Here is a 20,359-nt window from a genome sequence, read left to right as displayed (position 1 = left end):
CCCGCATGACCGCCAGATCGGTCGTGCTGAGCGTGCTGTTGGGCGCCCATCCGGCATGGGCCAGCGCAAGCGAACTCATCCGGCTCACCGCGGATTTCGACATCAGGGAGCCGACGCTGCGGGTGGCGCTGACCCGCATGGTCAGCGCCGGCGATCTGGTCCGCTCTGCGGACGGCTACCGGCTCTCCGACCGGCTGCTGGCGCGGCAGCGCCGCCAGGACGACGCGATCAACCCCCGGCTGCGAAGGTGGGACGGCACCTGGACCACATTGGTCATCACCAGCGTGGGCACCGACGCCCGTACCCGCGCTGCACTGCGGACGACATTGCAGGACAAGCGATTCGGAGAGCTACGCGAAGGGGTGTGGCTGCGGCCCGACAACCTTGAGCAGGAGCTGACCCGAGAGGTCATCGACAGGGTGCGCCTGCTGCGTTCCCGCGACGACGATCCCGTCGAACTCGCCAACCGGCTCTGGGACCTGCCCGGGTGGGCGCGCGACGGCCACCAGCTGCTCGACGAAATGTCCACGGTCACCGATGTTCCCGGTCGATTCGTGGCCGCGGCAGGCATCGTGCGGCACCTGCTCACCGACCCCGTGCTGCCCGACGAGCTGCTACCCGACCACTGGCCCGGCGCCGCATTGCGCGAGGCCTACACCAGCTTCGCCGCCGAACTCGTCGCGCGGCGCGACAACGCCCAAGTAGTGGAGGCATGATGGCAGAACCCGTTCGGGTCGAACGCAATGGCCCGGTGACCACCGTCATCATCAACCGGCCGGAGGCACGTAACGCCGTCAACGGTCCGACCGCGCGTGCCCTCTACGAGGCGTTCGACGAATTCGACAAGGACGACTCGGCGTCCGTCGCCGTGCTGTGGGGCGACAACGGAACCTTTTGCGCCGGAGCCGATCTCAAGGCGCTGAACACCCCGGACGCGAACCCCGCGCACCGCACCGGACCCGGTCCGATGGGTCCTACCCGGATGGTGCTGTCCAAGCCGGTGATCGCCGCCGTCAGCGGCTACGCCGTCGCCGGGGGCCTGGAACTGGCGCTTTGGTGTGACCTGCGCGTGATGGAGGACGACGCCGTCATGGGCGTGTTCTGCCGGCGCTGGGGTGTGCCGTTGATCGACGGCGGCACCATTCGGTTGCCCCGGCTGATCGGGCACAGCCGCGCGATGGACATGATCCTCACCGGCCGGGCCGTCGACGCGAACGAGGCGTTCGCGATCGGGCTGGCCAACCGCGTCGTGCCGAAAGGCCAAGCGCGCCAACGTGCCGAGGAGCTCGCGGTGGAATTGGCAGCGCTGCCGCAGCAGTGCATGCGCTCCGACCGGCTGTCAGCCCTGAACCAGTGGGGGATGTCCGAATCCGAGGCGCTGGACGTCGAATTCGGCAGCCTGTCACGGGTTGCCGCCGAGGCGCTGGAAGGCGCCAGCCGGTTTTCGGCCGGCGAAGGCCGGCATGGCGCTCCGGCCGGAGCGGGGAGGCACGGCGCCAAGGCCTGACGGGCGAGAACTCAGCCCTTGGAGATCTTGTTGTTCGAGCCGGTGTTGTTGATCGTCGGGTCACCGTCTTTGTAGGTGATCGTGTTGTTCAGCCCGACGACGCTGAGCTCCTTGTCGATTCGGTCGAACGTGATCCGGTTGTCCGAGCCGCCGATGTTCACGTTGGCGCAGGTGCCCTTCACCGTCAGCGTGTTGTTGGCGCCCCCGACATTGAGCGATTTGCCGTCGGCACAGTCGATGTCGGCGGTGGTGCCGAAAGAGCCGTAGTTGATCGTGTTGCCGACCTCGATCTGGCCGCCCTGCTCACCGGCCGTCGCGGTCGGCCTGTTGGTGTCCTGGCTTTCCGAACCACAGCCGGCCACAGCGATCATGGCCGCGGCGACGGCGCCGACACCGACGATTGCGCGCATAACTCCTCGATTCCTCACGCGGGCACGCGATCCAGACGATTCGTCATGCCCAGTTCACGACCCCGGTCCCACAAGACCGGAGTGCCGTTGTGGAACAGCACTGTCTGATCCCAGCCGTACACCGTGATGTCGTTGATGACGGTGTCGGCAACCACGACGTTCGACGAGCCCTGCACCGTCACCGCCCAACACGTGCCCAACGCGGTGATCTGGTTGTTGGTGCCGTTGACCAGCAGTGTGCGGTTGTTGCAATCCACCGTCTGCTCGATGCCCTGCCCGACGATGTGGGTATCACCCGGGACGTGGGCACCGACGACAGCGTTGTCGGCGCAGTTACGCAACCACGGGTTGCAGACCTCGCGCGGTTGTGCATCCGCGTCCGGCGCTCCCGCGGTCAGTGCAACCGGCAACGCAACCAGGCATGCCGCCAACGAACGGACCACAGCTCTCCACATCATGGGGGAGAGCGTACGTCGCTCGGCCGGTGTCGTGGCCGCGTTCACATGAGTCGCGATCAACGACGGTGCTGGGTACCGTGATGACCAATGCGGTGGCGGGTGAGTGCGGTTGCTGTCGCGGCGGTCACGACGGTGGTGACCGTCGCGGCCTGTTCGCAGACTGTCACCGGGTCCGCCGAGCGTGCCAAGCCCGCCGTCCCCGATCCGACCCGTAGCTATGGCTATGTCGACGACCGCTGCGGCCTTCTGCACGACAGTTCCATCCAGGAGATCCTGACCGCGGACCATGTGGTGCGGCCGTACAGCGGCGCGGTGTGCCAGTACGTGCTCGCGCGCGGCGACAAGATGGTCGACGTCACCTTCTCCTGGTTCGAATCCGGCGAGCTGGACCGCGAACGCGCCCTGGCGCACGAACGCGGCGCCCAGATCACCGACACGGATCTCGAACGCCACCAAGCGTTTTTGGCCCGCCGCGACACCACCGGCGCGGCCTGCTCGGCCACCGCCGCGGCCGGCACCGGGGTGCTGAGTTGGTGGGTGCAGCTGCGCGGCGAGAAAACCGGCGATCCGTGCCAGGACGCCGAAAAACTGTTGTCGGCCACGCTGTCGTCGGATATGTGACATGACTGGCCGGTTCTTCGTCATCAGGTGCCTCGCGGTGTTGGCCGCGGGCGCCGCGGTGGCCGGTTGCGGATCGTCGGATCAGCCGACGGAGCCGGCGCCGACACCACCACCGGCCGCAGGCGCAGGTTTCGACAGCGGTGACTGCAACGGGGTCACCGACGCCGACGTCGACAAGGCGGCCGGACCGGGCGTGTTCACCAAGGCGGTGGTCAGCGACGCGGGCTGCTTCTGGCAGGAGAACACCGTGTTCGGCACCGTCGGCGCCGGCATGGGCATCTCGACGTGGTGGTATCGCGGCAGCGATATGGACACCGAGCGCCACCTGGAAAAACAGGCCGGGCGCACCCTCACCGAGCTGTCCCTCGACGGCAACAAGGGCTTCAAGGCCCACGACGCCAACGCCTGCAGCATCTATGTGGCCAAAGGTAACGACGTCATCACCTGGTCGATCCAGACCATGAATCCGGCCATGCTGCCGGATCTGTGCACGATCACCGAGCAACTCGCCCAACTCAGTGCGGACCGTGTCAACTGACCTCAGAGAAACTAGAGGTGTTAGTTTTTCCAGGTCACACGAACTGAAGGGCGGTCCAACCATGGCGGTGCGCGCGACCAAGCTGAGCCGCGACTCCATCGTCAACGCCGCGCTGACCTTCCTCGACCGTGAAGGCTGGGATGCGCTGACCATCAACGCGCTGGCCAATCAGCTCGGCACCAAGGGACCGTCGCTGTACAACCACGTGCACAGCCTCGACGACCTGCGCCGCACCGTCCGGATGCGGGTGGTCGGCGACATCATCGACATGCTCAACACCGTCGGCCAGGGCCGCACCCGCGACGACGCGGTGATGGTGATGGCCGGCGCCTACCGCAGCTACGCCCATCACCACCCCGGCCGGTACTCGGCGTTCACCCGGATGCCGCTCGGCGGGGACGACCCGGAATTCACCGAGGCCACCCATCGCGCGGCCGCACCGGTCATCTCGGTGCTGGAGTCCTACGGGCTGGAGGGTGACGACGCGTTCTATGCCGCGCTGGAGTTCTGGTCGGCGATGCACGGATTCGTGCTGCTGGAGATGACGGGTGTGATGAACGGCATCGATACCGACGCCGTGTTCACCGATATGGTGCTGCGGCTCGCGGCCGGGATGGAGCGCCGGTAGAGTCATCGCTGACCTGCGGTAAGACCGTCGGTCGCGGGTTTGGAGCGAGGTAGCCCGCCCTGGTATTGTGGACGATCGTGCCTGGCAGATAAGGCGCTTGCAGTCAGCGATTCTGCAAGCATGCCCGCACGCCGGGCCAATTCGCATGTCGTGAGCATCGGAATTGCACCGCAAAACAACCGGTGCTCAGCGCGTGCGACACGCCCGGTCGCGGGGTAGCCACCCGGGTGATAACAGCAGTACAGAGACTTAGAACTACAGAAGAGCCAACCGAAAGACACACAGAAAGCCGGTAGATGCCAACCATCCAGCAGCTGGTCCGCAAGGGGCGCCGCGACAAGATCGCCAAGGTGAAGACGGCCGCCCTCAAGGGCAGTCCGCAGCGCCGCGGCGTGTGCACTCGCGTGTACACCACCACTCCGAAGAAGCCGAACTCGGCGCTTCGCAAGGTCGCGCGCGTCAAGCTGACCAGTCAGGTGGAGGTCACCGCCTACATCCCGGGCGAGGGCCACAACCTGCAGGAGCACTCCATGGTGCTGGTGCGCGGCGGACGTGTGAAGGACCTGCCCGGTGTCCGCTACAAGATCATCCGGGGCTCGCTGGACACCCAGGGTGTCAAGAACCGCAAGCAAGCCCGCAGCCGCTACGGCGCCAAGAAGGAGAAGAGCTAATGCCGCGCAAGGGGCCCGCGCCCAAGCGTCCGTTGGTCAACGATCCGGTCTACGGGTCGCAGCTGGTGACCCAGCTGGTCAACAAGGTTCTCCTGAAGGGGAAGAAATCGCTGGCCGAACGCATTGTTTACGGTGCGCTCGAACAGGCCCGCGAGAAGACCGGCACCGATCCGGTCGTCACGCTCAAGCGCGCTCTCGACAACGTCAAGCCGGCGCTGGAGGTGCGTAGCCGCCGCGTCGGTGGCGCGACCTACCAGGTGCCCGTCGAGGTGCGTCCCGATCGTTCCACCACGCTGGCCCTGCGCTGGCTGGTCAGCTTCTCGCGGCAGCGCCGGGAGAAGACGATGGTCGAGCGCCTGGCGAACGAGATCCTCGACGCCAGCAACGGCCTGGGTGCCTCCGTCAAGCGGCGTGAGGACACCCACAAGATGGCCGAGGCGAACCGGGCCTTCGCGCACTACCGCTGGTGACCTAACGCGCCCGCGGCAGTGCTGCCGTCCGGCGCATTGACAGACACCAACCAAGCAAGCGAAAGAGAAGACTTCTGTGGCACAGAAGGACGTGCTGACCGACCTGACCAAGGTCCGCAACTTCGGCATCATGGCGCACATCGATGCCGGTAAGACGACGACCACCGAGCGGATCCTCTACTACACCGGAATCACCTACAAGATCGGTGAAGTCCATGACGGCGCCGCCACCATGGACTGGATGGAACAGGAGCAGGAGCGGGGTATCACCATCACCTCGGCTGCCACCACCACCTTCTGGAAAGACAACCAGCTCAACATCATCGACACCCCCGGGCACGTCGACTTCACCGTCGAGGTGGAGCGCAATCTGCGCGTGCTCGACGGTGCCGTCGCGGTGTTCGACGGCAAGGAAGGTGTGGAGCCGCAGTCCGAGCAGGTCTGGCGCCAGGCCGACAAGTACGACGTCCCGCGCATCTGCTTCGTCAACAAGATGGACAAGATCGGCGCCGACTTCTACTTCTCGGTGCGCACCATGGAGGAGCGTCTCGGCGCCAACGCGGTGCCGATCCAGCTGCCGATCGGCGCGGAGGCCGACTTCCAGGGCATCGTCGATCTGGTCGAGATGAACGCCAAGGTGTGGAGCGCCGAGACCAAGCTCGGCGAGAAGTACGACGTCGTCGACATCCCGGCCGATCTTGCCGAGAAGGCCGAGGAGTACCGCACCAAGCTGCTCGAGACCGTCGCCGAGAGCGACGAGACGCTGCTGGAGAAGTACCTGGGCGGCGAGGAGTTGACCGTCGAGGAGATCAAGGGCGCGATCCGCAAGCTGACGATCGCCTCGGAGATCTATCCGGTGCTGTGCGGCAGCGCATTCAAGAACAAGGGCGTGCAGCCGATGCTCGACGCGGTGGTCGACTACCTGCCGTCGCCGCTGGACGTGCCGCCGGCCGTCGGCCATGTGCCCGGCAAGGAGGACGAGGAGGTCGTGCGTCACGCGACGACGGATGAGCCGTTCGCCGCGCTGGCGTTCAAGATCGCCACGCACCCGTTCTTCGGCAAGCTGACCTACATCCGCGTGTACTCGGGCACCGTCGAATCGGGCAGCCAGGTCATCAATGCCACCAAGGGCAAGAAGGAGCGGCTGGGCAAGCTGTTCCAGATGCACTCCAACAAGGAGAACCCGGTGGAGCGGGCGTCGGCGGGGCACATCTACGCCGTCATCGGCCTCAAGGACACCACCACCGGCGACACCTTGTCCGACCCGAATGACCAGGTCGTGCTCGAGTCGATGACCTTCCCCGATCCCGTGATCGAGGTGGCCATCGAGCCCAAGACCAAGAGCGACCAGGAGAAGCTGGGCACCGCGATCCAGAAGCTCGCCGAGGAGGATCCGACCTTCAAGGTGCACCTGGATCAGGAGACCGGCCAGACCGTCATCGGCGGCATGGGCGAGCTGCACCTCGACATCCTCGTCGACCGGATGAAGCGCGAGTTCAAGGTCGAGGCCAACGTCGGCAAGCCGCAGGTGGCCTACAAGGAGACCATCAAGCGTCCCGTCCAGAACGTCGAGTACACCCACAAGAAGCAGACGGGTGGCTCGGGCCAGTTCGCGAAGGTCATCATCAACCTCGAGCCGTTCACCGGCGAGGACGGTGCGACCTACGAGTTCGAGAACAAGGTCACCGGCGGCCGCATCCCGCGCGAGTACATCCCGTCGGTGGACGCCGGCGCGCAGGACGCCATGCAGTACGGCGTGCTGGCCGGCTACCCGCTGGTGAACCTGAAGGTAACCCTGCTCGACGGGCAGTACCACGAGGTGGACTCGTCGGAAATGGCGTTCAAAGTTGCCGGTTCACAGGCGCTGAAAAAGGCTGCGGCCCAAGCTCAGCCGGTGATCCTCGAGCCGATCATGGCGGTCGAAGTGACCACACCCGAGGACTACATGGGTGACGTGATCGGTGACCTGAACTCCCGCCGTGGTCAGATCCAGGCCATGGAGGAGCGGGCCGGTGCGCGCGTCGTCAAGGCGCACGTGCCGCTGTCGGAGATGTTCGGCTACGTCGGAGACCTTCGGTCGAAGACCCAGGGCCGGGCGAACTACTCCATGGTGTTCGACAGCTATGCCGAGGTTCCGGCGCAGGTGTCGAAGGAGATCATCGCGAAGGCGACGGGGCAGTGAGGACACGAGGCCTGACCGGCCGAGGCCCGGAGCTGACCCGGAGCCGAGCAATGGATGGCGCGAAGGCGACGGGGCAGTGAGGACACGAGGCCTGACCGGCCGAGGCCCGGAGCTGACCCGGAGCCGAGCAATGGATGGCGCGAAGGCGACGGGGCAGTGAGGACACGAGGCCTGACCGGCCGAGGCCCGGAGCTGACCCGGAGCCGAGCAATGGATGGCGCGAAGGCGACGGGGCAGTGAGGACACGAGGCCTGACCGGCCGAGGCCCGGAGCTGACCCGGAGCCGAGCAATGGATGGCGCGAAGGCGACGGGGCAGTGAGGACACGAGGCCTGACCGGCCGAGGCCCGGAGCTGACCCGGAGCCGAGCAATGGATGGCGCGAAGGCGACGGGGCAGTGAGGACACGAGGCCTGACCGGCCGAGGCCCGGAGCTGACCCGGAGCCGAGCAATGGATGGCGCGAAGGCGACGGGGCAGTGAGGACACGAGGCCTGACCGGCCGAGGCCCGGAGCTGACCCGGAGCCGAGCAATGGATGGCGCGAAGGCGACGGGGCAGTGAGGACACGAGGCCTGACCGGCCGAGGCCCGGAGCTGACCCGGAGCCGAGCAATGGATGGCGCGAAGGCGACGGGGCAGTGAGGACACGAGGCCTGACCGGCCGAGGCCCGGAGCTGACCCGGAGCCGAGCAATGGATGGCGCGAAGGCGACGGGGCAGTGAGGACACGAGGCCTGACCGGCCGAGGCCCGGAGCTGACCCGGAGCCGAGCAATGGATGGCGCGAAGGCGACGGGTCAGTAGCCCGGTTGTCGAGCGGCGAACAACAACTGCAAAGATCAACCCTGCTTTAACAAGCACCAACAAGAAGTCCAGGAGGACACCACAGTGGCGAAGGCGAAGTTCGAGCGGACGAAGCCGCACGTCAACATCGGGACCATTGGTCACGTTGACCACGGCAAGACCACGCTGACCGCAGCAATCACCAAGGTTCTGCACGACAAGTATCCCGATTTGAACGAGTCGCGCGCGTTCGACCAGATCGACAATGCGCCTGAGGAGAAGCAGCGCGGCATCACCATCAACATCTCCCACGTGGAGTACCAGACCGAGAAGCGTCACTACGCGCACGTCGACGCCCCGGGCCACGCTGACTACATCAAGAACATGATTACCGGCGCCGCCCAGATGGACGGTGCGATCCTGGTGGTCGCCGCCACTGACGGCCCGATGCCGCAGACCCGCGAGCACGTGCTGCTGGCCCGCCAGGTGGGCGTGCCCTACATCCTGGTGGCGCTGAACAAGGCCGACGCGGTCGACGACGAGGAGCTCATCGAGCTCGTCGAGATGGAGGTCCGCGAGCTGCTGGCCGCCCAGGAGTTCGACGAGGAGGCCCCGGTCATCCGCGTTTCGGCGCTCAAGGCGCTCGAGGGTGACGAGAAGTGGGTCAAGAGCATCGAAGAGCTGATGGAGGCCGTCGACGAGTCCATCCCGGACCCGGTTCGCGAGACCGACAAGCCGTTCCTGATGCCCGTCGAGGACGTTTTCACGATCACCGGCCGCGGCACCGTGGTCACCGGTCGTGTGGAGCGCGGCGTGATCAATGTGAACGAGGAAGTCGAGATCGTCGGCATCCGCCCGGAGACCACCAAGACCACGGTCACCGGTGTCGAGATGTTCCGCAAGCTGCTCGACCAGGGCCAGGCCGGCGACAACGTCGGTCTGCTGCTGCGCGGCATCAAGCGTGAGGACGTCGAGCGCGGCCAGGTTGTCGTGAAGCCCGGCACCACCACGCCGCACACCGAGTTCGAGGGCCAGGTCTACATCCTGTCCAAGGACGAGGGCGGCCGGCACACGCCGTTCTTCAACAACTACCGTCCGCAGTTCTACTTCCGCACCACCGACGTGACCGGTGTGGTGACGCTGCCGGAGGGCACCGAGATGGTGATGCCCGGTGACAACACCGACATCCATGTCAAGCTGATCCAGCCCGTCGCCATGGACGAGGGCCTGCGCTTCGCGATCCGCGAGGGCGGCCGCACCGTCGGCGCCGGCCGGGTTACCAAGATCATCAAGTAACCCTTAGCTGCAGAAGCGGCGCTCACCTCACGAGGGTGGGCGCCGCTTTTGTGTACGACGGCTGTAACGCATGAGACTCGTGTGACGATGGTCATGGCAACGAGCTTGTGGGCCGGGCTTGTGGTCAGTGAAGGGTAGGGGGTCCGGGTGTTATCACGTTTAGGCGCGCTGAGCAGCGCAATCGCCATCGGTTCCGCGTTGTTCGGTCTGACGACCGGTATCGCGCACGCGGATCCCAGCTGTCCCGATGTCCATTGGATCGGGGCGGCGGGCTCGGGTGAGCGCGGTCCCGAAGCGACCCTCAACGGCGGGATGGGACGCGTGGTGTACCAGTCGTACAACGCGGTCAAAGAGCTCGTGGAGCGTGACGGCCGCACCATCACCGCCGAGGCCGTCGAGTACCCGGCGACCGAGGTGCCCGAAGACGGCGGCGTGCTGGATTGGGCCAACTTCATGAGCAGTGTCGACGCGGGTACCGCCGCGCTGGGCGGCCAGTACGCGGGGTTCACGCAGCGCTGCCCGGCGACCAAGGTGGTGTTGGCCGGTTACTCGCAAGGAGCGATGGTCGTGCACCGCAACCTGCATGCGCTCGGCGCGCATCCGAATCTGGCTGCCTCGCTGTTGATCGCCGACGGCGACCGGTTGCCGGCCGATCCCACCGTCAACATCGGTTCGGTGACGTCGGTACCGGGCCGCGGGAAGGGCGTCGCGCAGGATTGGCCGATCTTGGCCCATGCGCCGGCGCCGCTGCCCCCGGCGATCGGCGGCAAGACGATCAGCGTGTGCGACCTCGGCGACGTCGTGTGCGACTACCGCGAGGAATCCGAGGAAACCGAGGCGGTGATGGCCACCGCCGTGGCGATCCACACCGGCTACGACGTGACCACGCGTGCCGGCCAAGCCTGGACGTCCCAGCTGCACCAACTGCTCGGGCCGGCACCGGCGGCGCGCGAACTCGTTTTGGCCGGCGCGGACGGCACGCCTGCTGAGTAATCTGACACGCGAACCGCCGGCCAACCCGGGGAGCGTGGCTGATGTTGTGGCGTTATGTGAAGGCCCAACTCTGGGTTCTGTTGTGCGGCGGGTTGGTCGGGCCGATCTTCCTGGCGGTGTACTTCGCGACGGGCCAAGACAGCCTGCTGCGGTGGATGTTCTGGGTCGGCCTGCTGATCACCGCCGCCGACGTCCTGATCGCCTTGGCGCTGGCGAATTACGGCGCCCGCACGGCGGCGAAGACCCAGGTGCTCGAGCAGCAGGGCGTGCTGGCGCTGGCCGAGGTCATCGGAATCGGCGAAACCGGTACCCGCATCAATGACCTGCCGCTGGTGACACTCGATCTGCGGATCTCCGGGCCTGGCATCACGCCGTTCACCACCACCGACCGCGTGCTCGCATCGGTGTCGCGGTTGCCGATGATCACCAACCGCAAACTCGTCGCGCTCGTCGACCCAGCCACCAACGAATACCACATCGATTGGGAGCGAAGCAGTCTCGTCAGCGGGCTGATGCCTGCGACGTTCAACGTGGCCGAAGACAACACGACCTACGACCTCACCGGCCAAGCCGAGCCGCTGATGGAGATCCTGCGGATTCTCAAGGCCCACAACATCGGGCTGGACAACATGATCGATCTGCGGTCCAACCCCGCCGCTCGCCAGCAGGTGCAGGCCGTGGTCCGCCGCGCCGCCCCGCAGCAAGCTGCGCCGGCCGGAGTCCCTCAACCCGTGGCCCCGTACATCGCAGCGCCGGCCTCGTCGACCGCGCAGCGGTTGCAGGAGCTGGAGACCCTGCGCGCCACCGGGACGATCACCGAATCGGAGTACGCGGCCAAGCGCCAGCAAATCATCGCCGACTTGTAACCGGCTGGTACCCAACGCTGGCCTACCTGCCGTTCGCATTCTTCAACATCGCCACCCCGTTGCTGAGCGTGATCTACGGTTACATCGGCTTCGAGATCGTCAAGATACCGTCCACCGAGAAGGCCGGAGACGACAGATGGCGTCAACCGAACCGCGCATCGAGCAAGCCGGCGACAAGGTGAGCCTGCCAACCCTGACCGCGATGGTGGTCGGGTCGATGATCGGCTCCCGGCGCGGCACTGTATTTCGTCGCACGGCGTGAGCGCGGCCTGCGCGTCTTCACACCCGCCGAAGCGGTGCTGTTCGGCGTGATCGTCTTGGGGGCGGTCGCGGGGGTGGCGTCCCTGGCAACCGGCGCGATCGAAATCTAGAGACAGGAGCGACGATGACCAATCCATCCGCCACCTACGGTGTGCATTCCGAGGTGGGCAAGCTACGCAAGGTATTGGTGTGCTCGCCGGGTCTGGCGCACGAGCGGCTGACGCCCACCAATTGCGACGCATTGCTTTTCGACGACGTGCTGTGGGTGCAGAACGCGCGCCGGGATCACTTCGACTTCATGGACAAGATGCGCGATCGCGGCGTCGAAGTGGTCGAACTGCACGATCTGCTCACCCAGACCATGGAAATCCCCGAGGCCAAGGCGTGGCTGCTGGACCGCAAGATCGTGGCCAACGAGGTCGGGCTGGGCCTGGTCGACGACACGCGTGGCTTCCTGGACTCGTTGGTGCCACGCCGGCTGGCCGAACTGCTGATCGGCGGGATGTCCATTCGCGATCTGCCCGCCGAAATCCAGTCCGGCTACCGGGCATTGGCGCGCGAGGCCGCGGGCGTCACCGAATATCTGATGCCGCCGCTGCCCAACACGCTCTACACCCGCGACACCACCTGCTGGATCTACGGCGGCCTGACCCTGAATCCACTGTTCTGGCCGGCGCGTCACGACGAAACACTGTTGATGAAGGCCATCTACGAGTTCCATCCCGATTACGTCGGGTCGACGGTGTGGTGGGGCGACCCCGAACAGTCGTGGGGGCTGTCGACGTTCGAGGGCGGCGACGTTTTGGTGCCCGGCAACGGTGTGGTGCTGGTCGGGATGAGCGAGCGCACCTCGCGCCAAGCCATCACCCAGGTGGCCGCGAAGCTGTTCGCCGAGCAGGCGTCCAACAAGATCGTCGTCGCGGGGATGCCCAAGCTGCGGGCGGCCATGCACCTGGACACCGTATTCACGTTCGCCGACCGTGACGTGGTCACCATTTACCCCGATATCGTCGACTCGATCGAGACCTTTGTGCTGCATCCCGCCGACAACGACACCGGCGTGGAGGTGGAGACGGCCACCAAACCCTTCGTCGAGGTGGTGGCCGACGCTCTGGGTCTGGCGAAGCTGCGTGTGGTGGAAACTGGTGGCACCAAATACGATTCGGAACGCCAGCAATGGGACAGCGGCAACAACCTGGTCGCGGTCGAACCCGGCGTGGTGTTCGCCTACGACCGCAACACCCACACCAATTCGCTGCTGCGCAAGGCGGGCGTCGAGGTGATCACCATCGTCGGCGCCGAACTCGGCCGGGGCCGCGGCGGCGGGCACTGCATGACCTGCCCCATCATCCGCGATCCCATCTAGAACACGTTTCAGTTCGGCTGTTAGCCTGGTCCGCAAGCTGGCGATTTCGGCGCGCTGGGTCGCGCTGAGCGCAACCAGGCGCGCCGAAATCGCCGCGGACGAGAGGAGCAGCGGTGACGGCAGCTGGCGGACCCCTGGACGGACGGGTCGCATTCATCACCGGGGCCGCGCGCGGGCAGGGCCGCGCGCATGCGGTCCGGCTGGCCAGTGAGGGCGCCGACATCATCGCCATCGACATCTGTGGGCCGGTCTCCGACACCATCACCTACCCGGCGGCGACGCCCGAGGATCTGGCCGAGACGGTGCGCGCGGTGGAGGCCACCGGCCGCAAGGTGCTGGCGCGTGAGGTGGACATCCGCGACCTCGCAGCCCAGCAGCAGGTGGTCGCCGACGGCATCGAGCAGTTCGGCCGGCTGGACATCGTGGTGGCCAACGCCGGGGTGCTGAGCTGGGGTCGCATCGCCGAGATGTCCGCCGAGCAGTGGGACACCATCATCGAGGTCAACTTGAACGGCACCTGGCGCACGGTCCGCGCGGCCGTGCCCGCGATGATTGAGGCCGGCAACGGCGGGTCGATCATCATCGTCAGCTCGTCGGCCGGACTGAAGGCCACCCCCGGCAACGCCCACTACGCTGCGTCCAAGCACGGCCTGGTCGCGCTGACCAATTCGTTGGCACTGGAGGTGGGGGAGTATGGAATTCGGGTGAACTCAATCCACCCGTATTCGATCGACACCCCGATGATCGAACGCGAGGCGATGATGGCCGTCTTCGCCAAGCACCCGAGCTACCTGCACAGCTTCGCGCCAATGCCGCTGCACCCGGTGCAACACGAAGGCAAGAAGGGCCTCAAGGAGTTCATGACGCCCGAAGAGGTGGCCGACGTGGTGGCGTGGCTGGCCGGCGACGGCTCGGCCACCATCTCGGGCAGCCAGATCGCCGTCGACCGCGGCGTGATGAAGTACTAGCTCGGCAGCACCAGCACCGGAACGGGGCTGTGCCGGATGATCTTTGCGCCGTGTGAGCCGAGAAACACGCCCTTGATGCTGCGGCGGCTGGTGGTGCCCAACGTGAGCAACTCACCGTCTTCCCACTCGGCGCGGTCCAGCGCCTCGTCCCAACCGTTACCCGTAACCACTTGCAGCACAACATCTTCGCCGACGATGCCGTCCGACTTGAGCTTGGCCAGCATTCCGCGCAGCTGTTCTGCCCACGCCTCCAGCAGCGAATCCTCGGCGTGTAGGCCCACTTCCGGTGGGAACATGGTGCGCCCGCGGATGGCGAAACTGATAACCCGCATGGCGACGTCGAGCCGCGCGGTGAGAGCGACAACCCGCTCCACCACGCGGACGGATTCGGGTGTGCCCGAATAGGCACACGTGATGCGGGTCAGCGTGCCGGTGCGCACGCCGCGGTACCCCCGCGGGCTGATCGCCACCGGCACCGGGGAGGCGTGCAACAGCCAGTCGGTGGTCGATCCGAGAACGATCTGACCCAGCGCGCCGTTGGTCGACGACCCGACCACCAACACCTCGGCGTTCAGTTCTTCGGCGGCCTCGAGTAGACCTTCGCCCGCGGTGCGATTGGCCACCTTGTGATAGCCAATCTCCAAACCCTCGGCGATCTGGTCCAGGCAGTGCTTCGCCTCACGGTGCGACTCGGCGCCCAATTGGTCTGCCCACGCGGCATATTCGGCGTCGATGCGGGCCGGAGACGGTGTCATCCACGGCTTGGGCACCACGGTCACGACGGTCAGTGACGTCTTGAGCACCCGCGCCGCCTCGACCGCAAGATGCAGCGTGGAGCGTCCGCTTCTTCCGGCGAGATAGCCGACGACGATGGTCACGTCTGATCCTTCGGTGGGGTGACGAAGTGGTGATTCTCCGGTTCGGTGACGAACATGACGTCGTCGTCGCCCGGCACCGCCGATGGGATATAGCCGTCGCTGGCACCGGGATTCAGTGCGCTGTGATGCCGGCCCCAGAACACGTAGAACAACAGCGCCACCCCGACCCACACGCCGAACCACACCCAGGTGTACCAGCGCAGGCCCGACAGAATCCAAATGCACGCTGCGATAGACAGAATCGGTGTGATGGGATATAGCGGCACCTTGAACCCGCGTTCCAGATCGGGTTCACGCACCCGCAGGATGATGACGCCCAGCGACACCACGATGAAGGCCACCAGCGTGCCGATTGACACCATGTCGAGCAGGTAGTCCAGCGGGATGAATCCGGCCAGCAGAGCCACCACCACGGCCACGATGATGGTGTTGTTCACCGGAGTCATGGTGCGCGGATTGACTTTTGCGAACATCGACGGCAACAGGCCGTCGCGGCCCATCGCGAACAGGATGCGCGTCTGCCCGTACATCACGACGAGGCTGACCGAGAAGATCGAAATCACCGCGCCCGCTGCGAGAACCATGCTCGCCCACGTGCCCCCGGTGATGTTCTCGAGGATTACCGACAGCCCGGCGGTGGCCTGTTCCTCCGACGAGAACTCCGCGGTGGGTTGCGAGCCCAGCGCCGCAATGGCCACCAGGACATAGACGGTGGTGACGACGATCAGCGCGCCGATGATCGCGCGCGGCATGGTGTGCTGCGGGTCCTTGACCTCGTCGCCGGCGGTGGAGACGGCGTCCAGGCCGATGTAGGAGAAGAAGATGGTGCTTGCCGCGGCGGTAATGCCGGCGAAGCCCGAATCCCAGAAGCCGGCGAAATGGTCGGTGTTGAACGCCGTGAACGCGATGACCGCGAACATCAGCAGCACACCGAGTTTGATGATCACCATGATGGTGTTCACCAGCGCGGATTCGCTGGCGCCGCGGATCAACAGCAGCGCGCACATCGTGATGAGGATGACGGCAGGCAGGTTTACGAAGCCGGGATTGGCATCCCACGGCGCCGCCGACAGTGCCTGCGGGATCTGCACGCCGAACAGGTTGTCCAGCAGATTGTTCAGATAGCCGCTCCACCCGACCGCGACGGCGGAGATGGACACGCCGTACTCCAGCAGCAGGCAGGCGGCCACACCCATGGCCACGAATTCGCCGAGTGTGGTGTAGGCATAGGAGTAGGTGGAGCCCGATACCGGTACGGCAGAAGCCAATTCGGCGTAGCAGATCGCCGACAGACCGGCCGCGATACCCGCGATGATGAATGAGATGATGACCGCCGGGCCGGCCTCCGGGACCGCCGCGGACAGGACGAAGAAGATGCCGGTGCCGACGGTCGCGCCGACGCCGAACATCGTCAGTTGGAATGTGCCGATACTGCGTTTGAGGTGGTCGGATGCGCCGTGGGCGACCGGGGCGCCGATCACCGGACGGCGCCGCAACATCTGCTCGGAGAGGCTCATCGATGGGGCGGTCATGCTGCCTCCTGCCTAGTGCTATGTATCGGTCAAGTGTGAACCCGTTTCGGCCAGTACGTAGGCGAACTGGCCAACCGCCCAGTCGATTTCCTCAGCGGTGATCACCAGCGGTGGCGCGAAGCGCAACGTCGAACCCTGGGTGTCCTTGACCAGCACGCCGCGTTCAGCCAGCCGCAGGCTGATCTGTTTGCCGGTGCCGATGCGGGGGTCGACGTCCACGCCGGCCCACAGCCCCATACCGCGCACGGCGACGACGCCGCGTCCGATCAGTGCCCGCAGCCGCGCATGCAATCGTTCACCGAGTTCAGTTGAGCGGGCCTGGAATTCGCCGCGCTGCAGCATTGCGACGACGGTGCCGCCGATCGCGGCCGCGAGCGGATTGCCGCCGAACGTCGAGCCATGTTCGCCGGGATGCAGCACGCCTAGAACACCGCGATCGGCCACCACCGCCGACAGCGGGACCACCCCACCGCCGAGTGCCTTTCCGAGCAAATAGATGTCAGGCACGACGCCCCAGTGCTCGCAGGCGAATGTCCGGCCGGTGCGCGCCAGCCCGGATTGGATCTCGTCGGCGATCATCAACACATTGCGCTCGGTGCAGATTTCGCGTACCCGCGGCAGGTAGTCCTCGCGCGGCACAATGATGCCTGCCTCACCCTGGATGGGTTCGAGCAGCACGGCCACGGTGTGCTCGTCGATCGCTGCGGCCACCGCGTCGGCGTCGCCGAACGGCACCGGGCGGAACCCCGGGGTGAACGGCCCGAAGCCGCGACGGGCCACCTCGTCGTTGGAGAACGACACGATGCTGATCGTTCGTCCGTGAAAGTTGTTCTGCGCCACCACGATATTGGCCATACCTGCCGGCACGCCCTTGACGTCGGTGCCCCACTTGCGGGCCACCTTGATGCCGCTCTCGACGGCCTCGGCGCCGCTGTTCATCGGCAGCACCATGTCCTTGCCGCACAGCTCGGCCAGCGCCTGGCAGAAAGGTCCCAGCCGGTCGGAGTGAAACGCCCGGCTGACCAAGGTCAGAGCGTCGAGCTGAGCGTGTGCAGTCGCCGTGATCTCGGGGTTGCGGTGCCCGAAGTTCACCGCGCTGTAGGCCGCCAGGCAGTCCAGATAGCGTCGGCCCTGCACGTCGGTGATCCAGGCGCCTTGGGCGCTGGCGGCGACGACGGGCAGCGGCGAGTAATTGTGGGCGACATAGCGGTCGTCGAGTTCGATCGCGGCGTCCGTCATGCTTCGCGTCGTTTCCAGAATCGTCACGGGTGGACCTCCAACGTGCAGCACTTGACGGACCCGCCGCCCTTGAGCAGCTCGGACAGATCGATTGCGACGGGCCGGAACCCGGCTTGGCGCAGCTGTTCGGCGAACCCGGTGGCCGCCGCGGGGAGCACGACGTTGAGCCCGTCGGAGACGACGTTGAGGCCTAACACGTCGGCGTCGGCGCTGCCGACCTCGATGGCGTCCGGGAACAGCTCTCGCAGCCGCGCGCGGGCTTCATCGCTGAACGCCGGCGGGTAGTAGGCGATCGTGGTGTCGTCGAGCACGGCCAGGGCGGTGTCGAGGTGGTAGAACCGCGGATCGATCAGCTCCAGGCTGACCACCGGCATGCCCAGAGTCGCAGCGACCTCGTCGTGCGCGCGGCGGTCGGTGCGGAAACCGTAGCCCGCCAACATGATTGACCCGACGACGAGCATGTCGCCCTGACCCTCGTTGACGTGGCGGGTGTAGACGGGCTCTCGGCCGTGGCGGGCCATCCACTCGGCATAGGCGGCGGATTCGCCGGCCCGCTGAGGGAATGCGAACCGCGCCACAATGGCCTTGCCGTTGACGAGAACACCGCCGTTGGCGGCGTACACCATGTCGGGCAACCCGGCGACGGGCTCTACGAGTTCGACGGTGTGGCCCAACTCTTTGTAGGTCCGGCGCAGGCTCTCCCACTGGTCCATCGCGCGGTGAGGATCCACCGACGTCGCAGTGTCCATCCAAGGGTTGATGGCGTACTCGACGGCGAAGAACGTCGGCGGCGTCATCGCGTAGTGGCGGATGCGGGCGGAGCGTGCGCGCGGCAGCGCACTGGCGACCGGTGAAATCGTCATGAATCAACGATATGGCGGCGCGATTGCGCAATCAATCGTCGACTATTGCGTATAGCCCCACGAAATATTGCGTCAAGTCTAGAATTGCAGCAGTTTGTTGTGCGGAGGTGACCGTGGACCGTCTTGACGAGACCGACGAGCAGATCTTGGCCGAACTCGCCGACAACGCGCGGGCGACATTCGCCGAGATCGGGGCGCGGGTGAACCTGTCGGCGCCGGCGGTGAAGCGCCGCGTCGACCGGATGCTCGACACCGGTGTCATCCGGGGCTTCACCACCGTGGTCGACCGCAACGCCCTGGGATGGACGACAGAGGCCTACGTGCAGGTGTACTGCCACGGCACCATCGCTCCCGACCAGCTGCGTGCGGCGTGGGTGGGCATCCCCGAGGTCGTCAGCGCCGCGACGGTGACCGGTACCTCGGATGCGATCCTGCACGTATTGGCCCGCGATATGCGGCATTTGGAGGAGGCGCTGGAACGCATCCGCTCGAGTGCGGACATCGAGCGCAGCGAGAGCATCGTGGTGCTCTCCAACATCATCGAGCGGGCCCGGCCCTGAAGCGGGGGTGGCGCACCATCGTCGCAGCGCATCGTGTAGAAACGCCGCGTGAGCACATCAGGGGGCATCGTCATCGTCGGCGGCGGTCTGGCCGCGGCGCGCACCGCCGAGCAACTGCGGCGTTCGGAGTACAGCGGGCCGATCACCATCGTCAGCGACGAGGACCATCTGCCTTATGACCGGCCGCCGCTGTCCAAAGAGGTACTGCGCGCCGAGACCGACGACGTCACGCTGAAGCCGGCCGAGTTCTACGCCGAGAACGACATCACATTGCTGCTCGGCAAGGCGGCGACGTCGGTGGACACCGCCGCGCAGACGCTGACACTGGCCGACGGCAGCCAGCTCGGCTACGACGAGCTGATCATCGCGACGGGCCTTGTGCCCAAACGTATTCCGTCGTTCCCGGATCTGGAGGGGATCCGGGTGCTGCGGTCGTACGACGAGAGCATGGCGCTGCGCAAACACGCCGAGTCGGCGCGGCGCGCAGTGGTGGTCGGAGCTGGGTTCATCGGCTGCGAGGTGGCGGCGAGCCTGCGCGGCCTGGGCGTGGACGTCGTCCTGGTGGAGCCGCAGCCGGCGCCGCTGGCGTCCGTGCTCGGCGAACAGATCGGGTCGCTGGTGGCGCGGCTGCACCGCGACGAAGGCGTCGACGTGCGGTGCGGCGTCGGGGTGGCCGAGGTCCGCGGCGCCGAACAGGTGGAGAAGGTGGTGCTGGCCGACGGCACCGAACTCGATGCCGATCTCGTGGTGGTGGGCATCGGCTCCCATCCCGCGACTGGCTGGCTCGAAGGCAGCGGCATCGAGCTGGACAACGGCGTGGTCTGCGATGCGGCGGGCCGCACCAGCGCACCGCATGTGTGGGCGATCGGCGACGTAGCATCGTGGCGCAACACCTTCGGCCACCAAGTGCGCGTTGAACATTGGAGCAATGTCGCCGATCAGGCGCGGGTGCTGGTGCCCGCGCTGCTGGGCCAGGACACGGCGGCCGCCACCACGGTGCCCTACTTCTGGAGCGATCAGTACGACGTCAAGATCCAGTGCCTCGGTGAGCCGCAGGCCGATGACATCGTGCACCTCGTCGAGGACGACGGCCGTAAGTTCCTGGCCTACTTCGAGCGCGACGGCGTGGTCACGGGCGTGGTCGGCGGCGGGATGCCGGGCAAGGTGATGAAGACGCGCGCCAAGATCGCTGCGGGCGCACCCATATCCGACGTCCTCCCCTGAGCGATTTCGGCGTGATTTCCTGCGCCGAGCGCCGGTTATCACGCCGAAA

22 protein-coding genes are annotated in these 20,359 nt (G+C 66.2%); 16 read left to right on the top strand and 6 right to left on the bottom strand.

The window, feature by feature from the left end; translation table 11 throughout:
• Positions 1 to 5: 5 nt before the first annotated feature.
• The gene (locus tag CWS39_RS05285; protein ID WP_431306086.1) at positions 6 to 716 is read left to right on the top strand and encodes a PaaX family transcriptional regulator C-terminal domain-containing protein; all 711 of its coding nucleotides are present in this window, start codon (positions 6 to 8) and stop codon (positions 714 to 716) included.
• Positions 716 to 1,507, top strand: coding sequence for a crotonase/enoyl-CoA hydratase family protein (locus CWS39_RS05280; RefSeq protein WP_102141947.1), 792 nt, complete (start codon positions 716 to 718; stop codon positions 1,505 to 1,507). The genes CWS39_RS05285 and CWS39_RS05280 overlap by 1 nt, the downstream gene beginning before the upstream one ends.
• Positions 1,508 to 1,518: 11 nt before the next feature.
• Here CWS39_RS05280 and CWS39_RS05275 read toward each other — a convergent pair whose 3' ends face one another.
• Together CWS39_RS05275 and CWS39_RS05270 are read right to left on the bottom strand one after the other, a co-directional pair.
• Positions 1,519 to 1,917 (bottom strand): DUF3060 domain-containing protein, encoded by a 399-nt coding sequence (locus CWS39_RS05275; RefSeq protein WP_102141853.1) that lies wholly within the window; start codon positions 1,915 to 1,917, stop codon positions 1,519 to 1,521.
• A 14-nt stretch (positions 1,918 to 1,931) separates the two neighbouring features.
• Entirely contained in the window at positions 1,932 to 2,375 is a 444-nt protein-coding gene (locus CWS39_RS05270) for a DUF3060 domain-containing protein (protein WP_102141852.1), read from the bottom strand.
• Positions 2,376 to 2,462: 87 nt separating this feature from the next.
• Between CWS39_RS05270 and CWS39_RS05265 the strand changes: the two genes are divergently transcribed.
• From CWS39_RS05265 to CWS39_RS05210, 12 genes are all read left to right on the top strand, one after another.
• Entirely contained in the window at positions 2,463 to 2,996 is a 534-nt protein-coding gene (locus CWS39_RS05265; protein ID WP_102141851.1) for a DUF3558 domain-containing protein, read from the top strand.
• A gap of 1 nt (position 2,997) precedes the next feature.
• Complete coding sequence (locus CWS39_RS05260) at positions 2,998 to 3,534, top strand: DUF3558 domain-containing protein (RefSeq protein WP_102141850.1); 537 nt, start codon at positions 2,998 to 3,000, stop codon at positions 3,532 to 3,534.
• 61 nt (positions 3,535 to 3,595) lie between these two features.
• On the top strand, positions 3,596 to 4,162 hold the full coding sequence (locus CWS39_RS05255; protein ID WP_102141849.1) for a TetR/AcrR family transcriptional regulator: 567 nt from the start codon (positions 3,596 to 3,598) through the stop codon (positions 4,160 to 4,162).
• Between the two features lie 296 nt (positions 4,163 to 4,458).
• A complete protein-coding gene (gene rpsL, locus CWS39_RS05250) occupies positions 4,459 to 4,833 on the top strand; it encodes a 30S ribosomal protein S12 (RefSeq protein ID WP_007167812.1) in 375 nt (124 codons plus the stop codon).
• Positions 4,833 to 5,303, top strand: coding sequence for a 30S ribosomal protein S7 (rpsG, locus tag CWS39_RS05245; RefSeq protein WP_097944018.1), 471 nt, complete (start codon positions 4,833 to 4,835; stop codon positions 5,301 to 5,303). The genes rpsL and rpsG overlap by 1 nt, the downstream gene beginning before the upstream one ends.
• A gap of 76 nt (positions 5,304 to 5,379) precedes the next feature.
• A complete protein-coding gene (fusA, locus tag CWS39_RS05240; RefSeq protein WP_102141848.1) occupies positions 5,380 to 7,485 on the top strand; it encodes an elongation factor G in 2,106 nt (701 codons plus the stop codon).
• Positions 7,486 to 8,369: 884 nt separating this feature from the next.
• Entirely contained in the window at positions 8,370 to 9,560 is a 1,191-nt protein-coding gene (gene tuf / locus CWS39_RS05235) for an elongation factor Tu (protein ID WP_102141847.1), read from the top strand.
• Positions 9,561 to 9,707: 147 nt separating this feature from the next.
• Positions 9,708 to 10,553 (top strand): cutinase family protein, encoded by an 846-nt coding sequence (locus CWS39_RS05230; RefSeq protein ID WP_102141846.1) that lies wholly within the window; start codon positions 9,708 to 9,710, stop codon positions 10,551 to 10,553.
• Between the two features lie 41 nt (positions 10,554 to 10,594).
• Positions 10,595 to 11,419 (top strand): SHOCT domain-containing protein, encoded by an 825-nt coding sequence (locus CWS39_RS05225; protein WP_102141845.1) that lies wholly within the window; start codon positions 10,595 to 10,597, stop codon positions 11,417 to 11,419.
• Positions 11,420 to 11,555: 136 nt separating this feature from the next.
• Entirely contained in the window at positions 11,556 to 11,681 is a 126-nt protein-coding gene (locus CWS39_RS30010; RefSeq protein ID WP_255412966.1) for a hypothetical protein, read from the top strand.
• Positions 11,682 to 11,804: 123 nt separating this feature from the next.
• Positions 11,805 to 13,046 carry an arginine deiminase gene (locus CWS39_RS05215; protein ID WP_102141844.1) on the top strand — a complete coding sequence of 414 codons (1,242 nt, stop codon included), beginning with the start codon at positions 11,805 to 11,807 and terminating at the stop codon, positions 13,044 to 13,046.
• A gap of 113 nt (positions 13,047 to 13,159) precedes the next feature.
• A complete protein-coding gene (locus CWS39_RS05210; RefSeq protein ID WP_199177974.1) occupies positions 13,160 to 14,014 on the top strand; it encodes a mycofactocin-coupled SDR family oxidoreductase in 855 nt (284 codons plus the stop codon).
• Here the strand turns inward: CWS39_RS05210 and CWS39_RS05205 are convergent.
• From CWS39_RS05205 to ddaH, 4 genes are read right to left on the bottom strand one after another with little or no spacing between them, the layout of a single operon-like run.
• Complete coding sequence (locus tag CWS39_RS05205) at positions 14,011 to 14,892, bottom strand: universal stress protein (RefSeq protein ID WP_102141843.1); 882 nt, start codon at positions 14,890 to 14,892, stop codon at positions 14,011 to 14,013. The two genes, CWS39_RS05210 and CWS39_RS05205, sit on opposite strands and share 4 nt — an antisense overlap.
• Positions 14,889 to 16,424 carry an amino acid permease gene (locus tag CWS39_RS05200; RefSeq protein ID WP_102141842.1) on the bottom strand — a complete coding sequence of 512 codons (1,536 nt, stop codon included), beginning with the start codon at positions 16,422 to 16,424 and terminating at the stop codon, positions 14,889 to 14,891. The genes CWS39_RS05205 and CWS39_RS05200 overlap by 4 nt, the downstream gene beginning before the upstream one ends.
• Before the next feature lie 18 nt (positions 16,425 to 16,442).
• Positions 16,443 to 17,663: an ornithine--oxo-acid transaminase gene (gene rocD, locus CWS39_RS05195; RefSeq protein ID WP_102141945.1), complete on the bottom strand. Its 1,221-nt coding sequence runs from the start codon at positions 17,661 to 17,663 to the stop codon at positions 16,443 to 16,445.
• Between the two features lie 23 nt (positions 17,664 to 17,686).
• Positions 17,687 to 18,526 carry a dimethylargininase gene (gene ddaH, locus CWS39_RS05190; RefSeq protein ID WP_102141841.1) on the bottom strand — a complete coding sequence of 280 codons (840 nt, stop codon included), beginning with the start codon at positions 18,524 to 18,526 and terminating at the stop codon, positions 17,687 to 17,689.
• A gap of 113 nt (positions 18,527 to 18,639) precedes the next feature.
• On the opposite strand from ddaH, the gene CWS39_RS05185 reads away from it, so the two are divergent.
• Together CWS39_RS05185 and CWS39_RS05180 are read left to right on the top strand one after the other, a co-directional pair.
• Positions 18,640 to 19,086 (top strand): Rv2324 family transcriptional regulator, encoded by a 447-nt coding sequence (locus CWS39_RS05185; RefSeq protein WP_102141944.1) that lies wholly within the window; start codon positions 18,640 to 18,642, stop codon positions 19,084 to 19,086.
• Between the two features lie 48 nt (positions 19,087 to 19,134).
• Complete coding sequence (locus CWS39_RS05180) at positions 19,135 to 20,310, top strand: NAD(P)/FAD-dependent oxidoreductase (protein WP_102141840.1); 1,176 nt, start codon at positions 19,135 to 19,137, stop codon at positions 20,308 to 20,310.
• The last annotated feature ends 49 nt before the right edge of the window (positions 20,311 to 20,359 follow it).

Source organism: Mycobacterium hubeiense, assembly GCF_002838065.1.
Classification (GTDB): domain Bacteria; phylum Actinomycetota; class Actinomycetes; order Mycobacteriales; family Mycobacteriaceae; genus Mycobacterium; species Mycobacterium hubeiense.
The sequence above is the reverse complement of the archived record's forward strand: the minus strand, read 5'-3'. Positions and strand labels throughout refer to the sequence as shown.

Bases quoted from the DNA above. Each gene is read 5' to 3' on its own strand.
- CWS39_RS05285 (WP_431306086.1), top strand. From the start codon at position 6: ATGACCGCCAGATCGGTCGTGCTGAGCGTGCTGTTGGGCGCCCATCCG.
- CWS39_RS05280 (WP_102141947.1), top strand. From the start codon at position 716: ATGGCAGAACCCGTTCGGGTCGAACGCAATGGCCCGGTGACCACCGTC.
- CWS39_RS05275 (WP_102141853.1), bottom strand. From the start codon at position 1,917: ATGCGCGCAATCGTCGGTGTCGGCGCCGTCGCCGCGGCCATGATCGCT.
- CWS39_RS05270 (WP_102141852.1), bottom strand. From the start codon at position 2,375: ATGATGTGGAGAGCTGTGGTCCGTTCGTTGGCGGCATGCCTGGTTGCG.
- CWS39_RS05265 (WP_102141851.1), top strand. From the start codon at position 2,463: ATGCGGTGGCGGGTGAGTGCGGTTGCTGTCGCGGCGGTCACGACGGTG.
- CWS39_RS05260 (WP_102141850.1), top strand. From the start codon at position 2,998: ATGACTGGCCGGTTCTTCGTCATCAGGTGCCTCGCGGTGTTGGCCGCG.
- CWS39_RS05255 (WP_102141849.1), top strand. From the start codon at position 3,596: ATGGCGGTGCGCGCGACCAAGCTGAGCCGCGACTCCATCGTCAACGCC.
- rpsL (WP_007167812.1), top strand. From the start codon at position 4,459: ATGCCAACCATCCAGCAGCTGGTCCGCAAGGGGCGCCGCGACAAGATC.
- rpsG (WP_097944018.1), top strand. From the start codon at position 4,833: ATGCCGCGCAAGGGGCCCGCGCCCAAGCGTCCGTTGGTCAACGATCCG.
- CWS39_RS05225 (WP_102141845.1), top strand. From the start codon at position 10,595: ATGTTGTGGCGTTATGTGAAGGCCCAACTCTGGGTTCTGTTGTGCGGC.
- CWS39_RS30010 (WP_255412966.1), top strand. From the start codon at position 11,556: ATGGCGTCAACCGAACCGCGCATCGAGCAAGCCGGCGACAAGGTGAGC.
- CWS39_RS05215 (WP_102141844.1), top strand. From the start codon at position 11,805: ATGACCAATCCATCCGCCACCTACGGTGTGCATTCCGAGGTGGGCAAG.
- CWS39_RS05200 (WP_102141842.1), bottom strand. From the start codon at position 16,424: ATGACCGCCCCATCGATGAGCCTCTCCGAGCAGATGTTGCGGCGCCGT.
- rocD (WP_102141945.1), bottom strand. From the start codon at position 17,663: ATGACGGACGCCGCGATCGAACTCGACGACCGCTATGTCGCCCACAAT.
- ddaH (WP_102141841.1), bottom strand. From the start codon at position 18,526: ATGACGATTTCACCGGTCGCCAGTGCGCTGCCGCGCGCACGCTCCGCC.